Origin of the sequence: Gordonia sp. (in: high G+C Gram-positive bacteria) (genome assembly GCF_020438995.1) — a bacterium.
Lineage (GTDB): Bacteria > Actinomycetota > Actinomycetes > Mycobacteriales > Mycobacteriaceae > Gordonia.
Genome location: NZ_JAGQTN010000087.1, coordinates 18,273 through 30,967 on the forward strand (window position 1 = coordinate 18,273; position 12,695 = coordinate 30,967).

At 65.5% G+C, this 12,695-nt stretch carries 14 protein-coding genes; 8 read left to right on the forward strand and 6 right to left on the reverse strand.

The features are described from left to right. Positions 1 to 69 precede the first annotated feature (69 nt). Positions 70 to 1,071: a hypothetical protein gene (locus KDB67_RS07260; RefSeq protein ID WP_291014199.1), complete on the forward strand. Its 1,002-nt coding sequence runs from the start codon at positions 70 to 72 to the stop codon at positions 1,069 to 1,071. Between the two features lie 243 nt (positions 1,072 to 1,314). On the opposite strand, the gene KDB67_RS07265 is transcribed toward KDB67_RS07260, so the two are convergent. Beyond that, entirely contained in the window at positions 1,315 to 2,313 is a 999-nt protein-coding gene (locus KDB67_RS07265; RefSeq protein WP_291014201.1) for a metallophosphoesterase, read from the reverse strand. Between the two features lie 59 nt (positions 2,314 to 2,372). Further along, complete coding sequence (locus tag KDB67_RS07270) at positions 2,373 to 4,856, reverse strand: transglycosylase domain-containing protein (RefSeq protein WP_291014203.1); 2,484 nt, start codon at positions 4,854 to 4,856, stop codon at positions 2,373 to 2,375. Positions 4,857 to 5,151: 295 nt separating this feature from the next. Here KDB67_RS07270 and KDB67_RS07275 point away from each other — a divergent pair, with 295 nt between their 5' ends. Next, positions 5,152 to 5,454 (forward strand): WhiB family transcriptional regulator, encoded by a 303-nt coding sequence (locus KDB67_RS07275; RefSeq protein WP_291014205.1) that lies wholly within the window; start codon positions 5,152 to 5,154, stop codon positions 5,452 to 5,454. Positions 5,455 to 5,536: 82 nt separating this feature from the next. On the opposite strand, the gene KDB67_RS07280 is transcribed toward KDB67_RS07275, so the two are convergent. Together KDB67_RS07280 and KDB67_RS07285 are read right to left on the reverse strand one after the other, a co-directional pair. Further along, positions 5,537 to 6,631, reverse strand: a complete 1,095-nt coding sequence (locus KDB67_RS07280) for an ArsA family ATPase (protein ID WP_291014208.1) — start codon at positions 6,629 to 6,631, stop codon at positions 5,537 to 5,539. After that, entirely contained in the window at positions 6,632 to 7,663 is a 1,032-nt protein-coding gene (locus KDB67_RS07285; protein ID WP_291014211.1) for an ArsA-related P-loop ATPase, read from the reverse strand. Between the two features lie 44 nt (positions 7,664 to 7,707). Here KDB67_RS07285 and KDB67_RS07290 point away from each other — a divergent pair, with 44 nt between their 5' ends. From KDB67_RS07290 to KDB67_RS07310, 5 genes are all read left to right on the forward strand, one after another. Continuing rightward, on the forward strand, positions 7,708 to 7,872 hold the full coding sequence (locus KDB67_RS07290) for a DUF4177 domain-containing protein (protein WP_291014213.1): 165 nt from the start codon (positions 7,708 to 7,710) through the stop codon (positions 7,870 to 7,872). Between the two features lie 6 nt (positions 7,873 to 7,878). Further along, on the forward strand, positions 7,879 to 8,346 hold the full coding sequence (locus KDB67_RS07295; RefSeq protein ID WP_291014216.1) for a RidA family protein: 468 nt from the start codon (positions 7,879 to 7,881) through the stop codon (positions 8,344 to 8,346). Between the two features lie 95 nt (positions 8,347 to 8,441). Further along, entirely contained in the window at positions 8,442 to 9,224 is a 783-nt protein-coding gene (locus tag KDB67_RS07300) for an SDR family NAD(P)-dependent oxidoreductase (RefSeq protein WP_291014219.1), read from the forward strand. 119 nt (positions 9,225 to 9,343) lie between these two features. Beyond that, positions 9,344 to 9,604 carry a hypothetical protein gene (locus KDB67_RS07305; RefSeq protein WP_291014222.1) on the forward strand — a complete coding sequence of 87 codons (261 nt, stop codon included), beginning with the start codon at positions 9,344 to 9,346 and terminating at the stop codon, positions 9,602 to 9,604. An 11-nt stretch (positions 9,605 to 9,615) separates the two neighbouring features. Further along, positions 9,616 to 10,428, forward strand: coding sequence for an MBL fold metallo-hydrolase (locus tag KDB67_RS07310; RefSeq protein ID WP_291014223.1), 813 nt, complete (start codon positions 9,616 to 9,618; stop codon positions 10,426 to 10,428). A gap of 49 nt (positions 10,429 to 10,477) precedes the next feature. Here the strand turns inward: KDB67_RS07310 and KDB67_RS07315 are convergent, their stop codons facing one another. After that, the gene (locus KDB67_RS07315; protein ID WP_005185087.1) at positions 10,478 to 11,152 is read right to left on the reverse strand and encodes a Crp/Fnr family transcriptional regulator; all 675 of its coding nucleotides are present in this window, start codon (positions 11,150 to 11,152) and stop codon (positions 10,478 to 10,480) included. Positions 11,153 to 11,350: 198 nt separating this feature from the next. Next, positions 11,351 to 11,629 (reverse strand): hypothetical protein, encoded by a 279-nt coding sequence (locus tag KDB67_RS07320; protein WP_291014225.1) that lies wholly within the window; start codon positions 11,627 to 11,629, stop codon positions 11,351 to 11,353. Positions 11,630 to 11,935: 306 nt separating this feature from the next. Between KDB67_RS07320 and nth the strand changes: the two genes are divergently transcribed. Next, complete coding sequence (nth, locus tag KDB67_RS07325) at positions 11,936 to 12,637, forward strand: endonuclease III (protein WP_291014237.1); 702 nt, start codon at positions 11,936 to 11,938, stop codon at positions 12,635 to 12,637. Positions 12,638 to 12,695 lie beyond the last annotated feature (58 nt).

Sequence of the window (12,695 nt, forward strand, 5' to 3'; positions counted from 1 at the left end):
GGGTGATCTTGACAGGCCGTATCGTAAAAGCTGACACTGTGTAAAAGTATCGATCGGAAGGTACCGCACATGTCCTCATTCGACGTCGCAAACGCCGATATCATCGCCGACGTATCGCTCGTGGACGCGTCCACCCAAGACCACTCCACCGGCGACCCACAGTTTCCCGGCCTGCACAACGACCTGTCATTCCTGTGGGCCATGGTCGACACCGAAGACGGCAAACGCTACGAGATCGTCCGCAGCCTCTCGCAAAGCTGCGCCTACGACTTCACCGTCCACGAATGTCCCGCCGATATCTGGGAAAAGCCACGTGGCGTACGTATCCCCGGTGAAACCGACCTCTACTGGGGACCCGCCGTCTGGCTCGGCCGCGGCGAACGCCGCCGCATCATGCCCGCCAACCTCGACATGATGATCAAACACCCCATGAACATCACCCTGTCGCCGACCAAATACATCTGGCAGGAAGAGGACGTCGTCGACATCGAACTGACCCCGCTGACCGGAAACGTCACCCGTATCGACGTCCCCGGCGACCCCGATCCCGTCGGCTACACCAGCTCCGGCTGCTCCGTCGCCGGCACCGTCGACGGAAAGAAGATCACCGGCGGATACGGTGGTATAGATCGCATGTACTGCATCCCCGGTCTTAGCGCCCAACTGTCCAAAATCGCTTGGCTGGAACACTATTGGTTCGTGTGGGGCGCCATCCACGAAGACGGCACCTGGGAAACCGGCAACGCCATGCTCGGCGCCGGCGGGTACGCCACCGCGACCTGGCATCGTCAAGGCTTCGACCCCATCATCGCCACCAACGCCGACGTCGAATCGAAAGTGGTGTGGGAAGACCGCGAGAACGGTGAATCACAGCCGGTCTCGGCGTCGCTGACTTTCGGTGGTCGCACCTTCGACTTCACCACCACTCACAACGCCGCCGCGCAGGCCGCGTCGCTGGGTATCAAGTGGGTCCATGGCCGCGTTCAGGAAAAGGGCGGACCGGTACCGGTGCAGACCTGGTCGACGATGGAAGTCATCGTCCGTGGAGCCGAAACCGCCACGCCGCGCTAGCTTCTTGCGTCCTTCTGGATCCCTGAGGAGTGGTGGGTTCGATGTGGTCACCACGTGTGGGCACGTCACCGGACCCTTCGAGACGCTCGCTCCTTCGTCGCATCGCCCTCAGGGATCAAGACGGTGGGCCGAACGGCTGGCGTTTCCTTCGTTGTCTCGCCCGCAGGGGTCAAGAAGGTGGGCTGGACGGCTGGCGTTTCCTTCGTTGTCTCGCCCTCAGGATCGAGACGGTGCGTTGGACGACTAGCGTTTGGCGGGCTCCTTGCCGACCGTCGCAGGCGGCAAGGAGTACGCTTCGTCGAAATCGGCGTCGCCGTGTGAGACCGGGGTCAGCGTCAACAAGCTTGCCTCCGGACGGCAACAGAACCGGGCCGGAGCATACGGCGACGTCCCGATTCCAGCACTCACATGCAACTTCATCGTCGAACCCCAATTCGACGGACCCTTCACGCGCGACCGATCGATATGGCAATTGGTGACCAGCGCACCGTAAAACGGCAAACACAACTGGCCGCCATGTGTATGTCCGGCCAGCACCAGGTCGTAGCCGTCGTCGGCGAAACTGTCCAGCACCCGCGGCTCCGGTGAATGCGTCAAACCCAAACGCAGATGCGCCAACGGATTCGGCCGACCCGCCACCGTCTCGTACCGGTCTCGCTCGATGTGCGGATCATCGACACCCGCCGCGGCGATCCGTACGCCGGCCACCTCGAGCTCACGGATCGTGTGCGTGGCGTCCAGCCAGCCACGTTCGACAAATGCGGCCCGCAGATCCTGCCACGGCAACGGATCGCCATGCGTGCGCTTGTGATTCTTCTTGAAATACTTGAACGGATTCTTCGGCTTCGGACCGAAATAATCGTTCGACCCGAACACGAACAACCCCGGACGCGACAACAAGCCGCCCAACGACTGCACCACGGCGGGAACCGCGGCCGGATGCGACAGGTTGTCGCCCGTATTCACCACCAGATCCGGTTCCAGAGCATCGAGCTCCGACAACCACGCCTGCTTCAGATGCTGGCGCGGCATCATGTGCAGATCACTGATATGCAGTACCCGCAGCGGCGTCGCACCCGGCTCCAGCACCGCCATTGTCGTGTGCCGCAGCGTGAACGCATTGCGCTCGATCACCGTCGAATAGAACAACCCGCCGGCCGCGAGACCCGCCAACCCGGCAACAGCACGCGCAGCAGCCTCACCGGAAACGGGCACCCGGAAGTTCGTGTCAAACGCAACCATCGTCACAGACTACCGGTATTTGGGGGCCCGCTCGCCTCGCTCGCGGATCGTGGTGTCATTCAGCCGCCGGGGAGTTCGATCTCTACCGGGCCTACGCCGGGGACGTTGACCGTGGTGGTGGTGCTGGTGGTGCCACGGTTGCGGCTCGTCCGCTGGCGGCCGTTGGACACCGAGATCGTGATCGTGCTGCCCGGCATCGCCGAACCCGACGGAACGGTGGTCACCACCGTGCCCTGTGGCCGGGAACTGTCGACCTCGACCTCGGCGACCTTGAAACCTGCCGACTGCAGCCGGGACTTGGCCGAACTCGCGGGCAACCCGGCAACCTGAGGCACCCGGCCCTTGTCGTTACCGGCCATGAACTGCGGATCCGGCGTGGCCAACCGGACCGGACCGAACTTGGTCGCGATCGGGCCCATCGCCCGGAACCAGGTGCGGGCCGGTTCCATGCCGCCGTACAGGTCGCCGTCGTAACACTGCCGCAGGGGGCTGGTGCAGATGCCCGACGGATTGGGACCGTCGTTGTACACGTACGCCGCGCCGGCGAGCTGATTGGTGAAACCGAGGAACGCCGACGATCGATGCGCCTCGGTGGTGCCCGTCTTACCGGACATCGGCAGTCCCCAGCCCTGGCTGTTCGCCGCTGCGGCCGCGGTGCCGCCGATGTGGTCCTGACCCATCACGAACGCCAGAGTGTTCGCGAGCCCCTCTTCGACGACCTGCTCGCACTTGGGCGGGGTGAACGGAACCGGAACCCGCGCCGGGTTGCCCTTGGCGTCGAGCATCGGGTTACCGTACTTGTCCCGCTTGATGCTGCTGATCGAGGCGATCGGATTGGGCGGGCACCACACGCCGCCAGAGGCGAGCGTCGCCGCCACATTCGACAACTCGAGCGTGTTGACCGCGGTCGGGCCGAGTGTGAACGAACCGAGGTTGCCGTCCTTGACGACCGCCGCGATCGACTTGTCGCCGATACCGGAAGTACCCGGACTGTTGTAGGACCGCAGCCCCAGCCGCACCGCCATATCGACTGTCGGCTTCACTCCAACCTGCTGCAACAGGTTCACGAACGCCGTGTTCGGGGACATGGCCAGTGCCTGCGAGATCGTCATCGTCGCCGGGTACGCGCCGTCGTTGCGGACGCAGTACATGCCGGCCGGGCACCCGTTGGCGCCGTCCGACGAACCCATGCCCTCGACCGCGATCGACCCCGGTACGGAGATCGCCGCACCCGCGCCCAGGCCCTTCTCCATGGCCGCGGCCACCGTGAAGATCTTGAAGATCGACCCGGCGCCGTCGCCGACCATCGAGAACGGCTGCGGCTGCACCGTGTGCTCGGCCTTGCTGTTGAGTCCGTAGAACCGGCTCGACGCCATCGCCAGCACATCGTGCGACTTCTTGCCCGGCCGGATCACGTTCATCACATCGGCGATCCCCTCGGCGCTCGGGCTGGCCTGGGATTGCGTCGCCGCGTTGGTGACCTGCTGAACCGACGGGTCGAGCGTCGTGCGGATCGTGTAACCACCCCGCAGTACCGTGTTGCGCGAGAGGCCGTTCTCCGCCAGGAACTGCAACGCGTAGTCGCAGAAGAAGCCGTCGTCGCCGGCCGAGATGCAGCCCTGCTGCGGAGTGCGGGGCCTACGCAGCACGCCCAGCGGCTCGGCCTGCGCCTTCTCGATATCGGCGCGCAGCTCCGGGAAGTTGGTGAGCATCGTGTCGAGCACGGTGTTGCGGCGCACCCGGGCGCCCTCGGGGTTGCGGTACGGGTTCAGCGCCTCACTGGACTGCACGGTACCCGCGAGCAGTGCCGACTCGGCCAGGGTCAAGTCCTTGGCCTTCTTGCCGAAGTAGGTCTGCGCGGCAGCCTCGATGCCGTAGGAGTTGTTGCCGAACGGCACCACGTTCAGGTAGCGGGTGACGATCTGCTTCTTGGCCTCCTGCTTGGCGGCGACGTCGCTCAGGCCCTTCTCCCGCTTGGCCTGATCGCGCAGCGTCTGCTCCATCGTCAGCGCCATCCGCACCTCGCGTAGCTTACGGGCGGGGGTGGTCTCCACCGCGGACTCGCGCTCGGCCTCGGTCCGGGCCAGCACCAGCAGCTGGTAGTTCTTGATGTACTGCTGGTCGAGCGTGGACGCGCCCTGCTGCACCTCACCCGACGACGAGTTCTTCAGCGCGGCTCGGAGCGTGCCCTTCCAGTCGACGCCGTCATGCTCGAGGAACCGGCGATCCTCGATGGAGATGATCGCGCGGATCATGTTGGGTGAGATGTCGTTGTAGCCGACCTGGGTGCGGTACTGGTCGTAGAGAATCGCGATCGGCTTGCCGTTGACGTCGGTCATCGTCGTGACCTCGGGCATCGCTCCGTCGACCAACTCCGAGGACACGTTCTCGACCGCCGACGCCGCCCGGTTGGACACGACTCCCAGCCCGCTGGCCGCGGGGTACAGCAGACCCGCGACGAGGACTCCGGCGAGGAGGCACGCCCAGGTCAGAGGCCAGAACTTCTTCATCAGCGACACGTCGACAGGATACGTGCCGATCATGTGAAGCTGCTAAACCACCACCCGCGTCCGGTGCCGCCGCAACCACCTGCCGCGGAGGCTTCCCGGGTGCCTGTCACCCGTTTGGACGGTGGTCCCATTTTTTGTCTCCTCAGGACTTGCGTACGCAAACGGGGAACCCTAGATTAAGGATCGAATGTGACTCAAGTAACATTCGATTTCCAGAGTGGCGTAGTCCTCGTTGTGAATGCGGCTCCGGTGGTGCTCACACACCCGGCAAGCAGGTCACACGTGAACCGCGCCGACGCTGAGACAGGGCGAAGGAAGGGGTCGGCGGATGGCAACAGCGGCGGTTTTCATGGGAGAAGATCGGCAATTGTGGGTTTCCCAGGCCAGATGTCGTGGCGGAGACCCCGACGAACTGTTTGTCCGCGGCGCAGCCCAGCGCAAGGCCGCCACCATCTGCCGGCACTGCCCCGTCCAACTCGAATGCGGAGCCGATGCCCTCGACAACCGCGTCGAATTCGGCGTCTGGGGCGGCATGACCGAACGTCAGCGTCGCGCGCTCCTGCGCCAGCACCCCGAAGTCAACTCCTGGGCCGAGTTCTTCGACGCCCAAAAACGCCGCCAGGCCGTATAGAAAGAACTGCGCCCGCTCGCGATCAGCGAGCGGGCGCCAATGATTCAGCGCGGATTCAGGATTTCAGCGCGGATTCAGGATTTCAGCCGCGGCTGACGATCTGTTCCGCCACCGCCTGAAGGGCGGCCTTGTCGGCCACCTCGAACGGCAGGGCGGGAACACCGACGATCGGGACCGCCGGATGGGACGCGGTGAACCGCTGCAACAGGTGCAGTTCGCGCTTGGCAGTCGCGGCGCGATCGGCGTGAATGTTGAGCACGCCCCGCGTCAGCTCGTCGGTCACCCGATCCAGAGCCACCTGCACCGATGAATCGGTGACCGACGTCAGATTCGGGTGCGTGCGGTTGAGGATCAACCCGGCCAGCGGCATCGACTCCTCCGACAACCGGTCCACGAAGAACGCGGCCTCGCGCAGGGCGTCGGCCTCGGCGGCGGCGACCACCACGAACCGGGTGCCGGGCCGCTTGAGCAGCTCATAGGTCTGCAGCGCCCGCTCCTGGAAACCGCCGAACATCGAATCGAGCGACTGTACGAACATCGCGACGTCGCGCAGCATCTCACCGCCGATAATCGTCGAGATGCCGCGCATCGCCATGCTCATCGCGCCCGTCACCATGCGGCCCACTCCGCGGCCACCGCCGACCAGCACCTTCATCAGGCGCCCCGACAGGAACGACCCCAGGCGTTTCGGTGCGTCTAGAAAATCGAGCGCATTCCGGGACGGGGGTGTGTCCACGACGATCAGATCCCAGCGATTCTCCGCGAGCAGCTTGCCCAGCTTCTCCATCGCCATGTACTCCTGCGTCCCCGAGAACGACGACGCCACCGTCTGATAGAAGGAATTCTCCAGAATCGCGGCGGCCCGATCGGGTGCCGAATGCTCGATCACCATGTCGTCGAACGTGCGGCGCATGTCGAGCATCATCGCGTCCAGCGAACCCGCACAGTCCAGATCCACCGGCTGCGGATCGTTGGTGAGCGCCGTGACCCCGAGCGACTGCGCGAGTCTGCGCGCCGGATCGATCGTGAGCACCGCGACCCGTCGACCCTGCTCGGCGGCATACACCGCCATCGCCGCGGCCGTCGTCGTCTTGCCGACACCACCGGCGCCACAGCAGAGGACCACCCGTGTATCCGGATCCTTGAGGATCGACGCCATCTTCAGATCGACAGCCATCTAAGCACCAGCCTTCCGCAGCACAGCCGCCAACTCATACACCGCACCCAGATCGATCCCGTCGCCGATCTCCGGAAGATCGAGCACCGGCAGGTCGACGTTGTCGAGCTGGCCCCGGGCGATCTGCTGCGCCTGATGCCGGCGCGCGTAATCGATGGTCTCCGTCAGGAGCCCCGCCACATCAGCATCCGACGCGTGGAACCCGGCCTCGGCCAGATGCTCCTTGATCCGGCCGGCGTCGATGCGGCCGTCGGCGATGTCATCGATCTCGGCCTCCGGAAGCAGCGGCGTGCGTACCCGGTTGACCAGCACGGTTCCGATCGTCAGGTCTTTGCCGTGCAACTCGTCGATCGCCTCGATCGTCTCCTGGACCGGCATCGCCTCCAGCAGCGACACCAGATGCACGACAGTCTGCTCCGAATGCAGGAGCCTTACCACGCCCTCGCTCTGATTGCGGATCGGCCCCGACTTGGCCAAGTCGGCCATCGCCTTGGTCACATCCAGGAAGCTGCCGATCCGGCCGGTGGGCGGTGAATCGACCACCACGGCGTCGTACACGTGTCTGCCCTGCGTGTCGACGGCGATGATGCGTTCCTTGATCTTGCCTGTGATGATCACATCACGCAGGCCGGGAGCCACCGTCGTCACGAAGTCGATGGCACCGATCCGCTTGATCGCCCGGCCCGCGAAACCCAGGTTGTAGAACATGTCCAAGTATTCCAGGAGCGCGTGCTCGATGTCGATGGCCAGCGCCGACACCTGCCCGCCGCCCTCGGCGGTGGCGATACGGGTGTCCGTCGGCGGTAGCGGCGGAATGTCGAAGAGCTGCGCGATGCCCTGGCGGCCCTCGACCTCCACCAGCAAGACCTTCTTGCCGTCGGCGGCGAGTGCCAGCGCCAGCGCGGCGGCGACCGTCGTCTTACCGGTTCCGCCCTTACCGGACACGAAATGAAGCCGTGCGCGCTCGGCTTTGGCGGGCCAGACGTCGGTCGGTGATGACGCGTCGGGCGTTAGGGGTACCTCATTGACCACACCGAACACCTTAATGGGAAGACCCCTCCGGTTAGGGTAGGTCCATGAGTGAACTCACTGTGTGGGAGTACGTGACCGTGCCGCTGCTGACCCACGCCACCAAGCAGATCCTCGATCAGTGGGGTGCCGACGGCTGGGAACTGGTCAGCGTGCTGCCCGGCCCGACCGGCGAACAGCACGTCGCCTACCTCAAGCGCCCGAAGAGCTGACCGCCTGTGAGCTGGACGCAGCGACTGGCCGAACTTGGCATCACACTGCCGCCCGTCGCCAAACCTGTCGCCGCCTACGTGCCCGCCGTCCGGACCGGGAGCCTCGTCTACACGTCGGGACAACTGCCGATCGTCGACGGCGCGCTGCCCGTCACCGGCAAGGTCGGTGAAACCGCCGAAGGGGTGGTCAGCCCGGACCAGGCGTACGCGGGCGCCCGACAGTGCGCGCTCAACGCGCTGGCCGCCGTCGACGCCCTCGTCGGCCTCGATGCGATCGTCCGGGTCGTCAAGGTGGTCGGTTTCGTGGCCTCAGCCCCCGGATTCACCGGGCAGCCGAAGGTCATCAACGGAGCATCGGAAGTGCTCGGTGAAATCTTCGGCGATGCCGGTGTGCACGCCCGATCGGCCGTCGGTGTCGCCGAACTGCCGCTGGGCGCGCCCGTCGAGGTGGAGCTGATCGTCGAGGTCGGCTGAACTTCCTGTCCTAAACCCCACCGCTCAGCCGAGGCATCACAATTATTGCGATGCCGAGGCTGAGCGGTGGGGTTTAGGACAACAGGAGGGTGAGCATGGGTCAATTCTCGGGGAAGACCGCGGTGGTGACGGGTGCCGCATCGGGAATCGGCTTGGCTGTGTCCCGCAAGCTGATCGACGCCGGCGCCAACGTGCTGGGCATCGATATCTCCGCCGACAACCTGACGAAAACCGCTGCGGAACTGGGGGATCGGTTCAAACCGGCGACGGTCGACGTGCGCGACGGTGCTCAGATCGAGGCGGCGGTCGCCGGCGCGGTCACGCGATTCGGCTCGCTGAACTACGGATTCAACGTTGCCGGCACCACCATGGTCGGTGCGATCGTCGACATCTCCGAACAGGACTGGTCGTTCACGCTCGACGTCGTACTCAAGGGAACGTTCCTGACGACCAAGCACATTGCGCGGCAGCTGATCGCCGGTGGCAACGGCGGTGCGATCGTCAACGTCTCCTCCCTCAACGCGCACGTGCCGATGGACCTCGGCAGCGGCTACACCACCGCCAAGGCTGCGGTCGAGATGTTCAGCAAGAACTCCGCACTCGAGCTGGCCAAGCACGGAATCCGCGTCAACGCAGTGCTTCCCGGGCTCATCGACACACCGTTGACAGCCCCGATCCTCGGTATCGAACCCGTCCGGCAGGACTTTCTCGACCGCATCCCCGCCGGCCGGCCCGGAACAGCCGACGAGGTCGCCGACGTCTGCCTGTTCCTCGCGAGCGACGCGGCGTCGTACGTGAACGGGACCAGCCTCGTGGTCGACGGTGGTTGGGAGATCACCAACTATCCCTCGCTCAGCAAGCATTTCGGCGCGATGTGAGCGATCGGAGACGGACCCGGCTAGCGGGTGGCCGGCTTGAAGTTCTCGCGATAGGTATTGGGAGACAGCGACATTCGGCTCCGGGATTGGGCGCGTAGCGCGGTGGGATGGTGGGTGCGATGTCGCTGACTCCGGTGCATCTGGCGCACGGCGGCGCGAGCCTGAACATCATCGGCGTGCCCGACGACGCGCGGCTGGGTGCGCAGGGCCTGGCCGACTCGTCGATGGGGCTGGCCGCTGCCGGTGCGGGAGCGCTCGCCGGCGTGGTGGTAGGCGTGTCCGGGTACGGCGTGCTGATGGTCGTCGTCGGGGCCGGGGTATTGACGACCGCCGGCTATCTGCTGCTGGACCGGACGGGGAGACGGGCGGTCACGGCGTAGTGTTTGCGGACATGACCGAAGACGCTCTCGTCCACCCCGCGTACGGCGTGCTGCGGCCGGTGACACCGTTCGCGTCGGTACTGCTGTGCCACAACCCGGGGATGATGGAACTCGACGGCACCAACACCTATGTGCTGCGCGCACCCGGACACCCCGAATGCGTGATCGTCGACCCGGGGCCGCCCGGGCACGGCAAGCACGTCAAACGGATCGCGCGGCAGCCCGGTATCGTGCTGACGCTGATCACGCACCGGCACTTCGATCACGTCGGTGCGATCCCGAAGCTGTACAAGCGCACCAAAGTGCCCACCCGGGCCAGGCTCGACGAACACTGCCGCGACGCGCCGCCGCTACGGGACCGGGAGGTCATCGAGGCGGCCGGGCTCAAGATCACCGTGCTGTTCACGCCGGGCCACTCCGGCGACTCGGTGAGCTTCCTCGTCGAACACGGCGACGACAGGGCGATGCTCACCGGAGACACCATCCTCGGCAGCGGTACCACCGTCCTAGACCCCAGCGACGGTGGTCTGCGTGACTATTTGAACTCACTCAACCGGCTCATCGTCGAAGGGGAGCAGTGTCATCTGCTGCCCGCGCACGGGCCCGACCATCCGGCGCTCATCCCCGTCGCGCGGTACTACAAGGCTCATCGGGAGGAGCGGATCGACCAGATCGTCGCCGCGCTCGATGCGATGGGGAAGTCGCCGCGCAAGGCGAAGCCGATGAAGGTGGTCAAGCGCGTGTACGCGGACGTCGACAAGAAGCTGTGGCCGGCGGCGAAGATGTCGGTCAAGGCGCAGCTGGAGTACCTGCGGGAGGAGTGAGGATGCCCGCCACCGTGAGGTGACGGGCATCATCGCGTGACGCCGGGAGTCAGCGGGCGCGGCGGGCCAGGCGCTCGGAATCGGCGATCAGTACGCTCTTGCCTTCCAGTCGCAGCCAGCCGCGCTGGGCGAAGTCGGCCAGGGCCTTGTTGACGGTTTCGCGGGAGGCGCCGACCAGCTGGGCGATCTCCTCCTGCGTGAGGTCGTGTGTGACGCGTAGCGCGCCCGCCTCCTGGGTGCCGAACCGCTGTGCGAGCTGCAGGAGTTGCTTGGCGACGCGACCGGGGACGTCGGTGAAGATGAGGTCGGCCAGATTGTTGTTGGTGCGGCGCAGACGTCGGGCCAGCACCCGCAGCAGCTGCTCGGCGATCTCCGGACGATCCTGGATCCACTTGCGCAGGGCGTCGCGGTCCATCGACACCGCGCGCACCTCGGTGACGGTCGTCGCCGACGACGTACGCGGGCCCGGGTCGAAGATCGACAGCTCACCGAACATGTCCGACGGACCCATGATGGTCAGCAGGTTCTCTCGACCATCGGCCGAACGGCGGCCGACCTTGACCTTCCCCGAGAGGATGATGTAGAGGCGGTCACCCGGCTCACCCTCGTGGAAGATCACATGTCCACGCGGAAAATCGACCGGTTGAAGCTCTTTGGTGAGCGCTGCGACGGCGGAGGGCTCGACCCCCTGAAATATGCCCGCCCGCGCCAGTACTTCCTCCACTAGGAACCTTTCTCGTTCGATCACCCAACTCAGGGTGACAGGCTACTCCGGCCCCAAGCATAAGTGTTGAATGGGTCACTTGTGCGTCAATGTGGTGTTCGGGTCTCGATCGCCGGTGTTGGGCAATAGCCGTAACAACGTGGGGCAACAATTCGGCCCACCCCGATCGTGATCGGAGTGGGCCGGAAATCAGGAAAATCAGCTGGCTCGGAAAGCCCGAGTGATGGTCAGGTCGGTTTCGCTTGATTCGGTCAGGTGATCGTCACGCCCGGCGCGGCGGTCGCGGAGTTCATCGAGTGCGGCCGGGAAGCCGGCTTTTGCGAGATTGTTGACGTCCTCCTCGTCGGCATCCGCCAGGAATTCATCGACGTGCGCCGGAGACACCGACAGTTTGTCGAGGCGGCACTGCACCCTGTCCATCGCTACGGCGAACAGCATGAGTACGGCGGGGACGAGCAACGCGGCGAGCCCTTGCATACGGACAGTAAACACAATCGTCCCCACGAGGGCGAAACCCAGAGCCGTGCTGTCACCGACTTGTTATCAACCGACCGGACGACATGCGGTGACCCAGCACGCACCGACCTCGAAGTATGGTGCGCGCCATTATTGTGCAGGTCGCAGGCGGCGCCGACGGTGAAAGGCGCCACGGTACTCGGTGACGGCAAGCCGGCACGGGACACTAGTCTGAACACGGTGAGCCCTCGAACGACGACACCGGTGCGGTCGGCGGCCCGCCGCCGCGACGAGACTCGGCTGGGTCTGGTGCGTCGTGCGCGGCGGATGAACCGCACGTTGCAGATCGCGTTCCCCCACGTCTACTGCGAGCTCGACTTCACCACCCCGCTCGAACTGTCGGTGGCCACCATTCTGTCGGCGCAATGCACCGACGTGCGCGTCAACCAGGTCACGCCTGCACTGTTCGCCGCCTATCCCGACGCCCGCGCCTACGCAGAGGCCGACCGTACCGAACTCGAGGAGATGATCCGGTCCACCGGCTTCTACCGGAACAAGGCCAACTCGATCATCGGCCTCGGTCAGGCGCTCGTCGGCCGGTTCGGCGGCGAGGTGCCCGACAACCTCGCCGATCTGGTTACCTTGCCCGGGTTCGGCCGCAAGACCGCCAACGTCGTCCTCGGCAACGCCTTCGGCGTCCCCGGCATCACCGTCGACACCCATTTCGGACGGCTAGTGCGGCGCTGGCAGTGGACAGCGGAGACCGACCCAGTCAAGGTCGAACGGGTCGTCGGCGAGCTCATCGAACGCAAGGAATGGACCGACCTGTCCCATCGGGTGATCTTCCACGGCCGGCGCGTCTGTCACGCCCGCAAACCCGCGTGTGGGGTGTGCATTCTGGCCAAGGACTGCCCGTCGTACGGCGAAGGGCCCGTCGACAAACTCGCGGCCGCCGCGCTGGTGAAGGGGCCCGAAACCCCGCACCTGCTCGCGCTGGCCGGGATCGGTGACGCGGTTACCGAACCATGACAGAAGACTCAGGCACTCCGTCACCCGCCGCGCCGTCGCACGTCCCACCCGCCGCGCC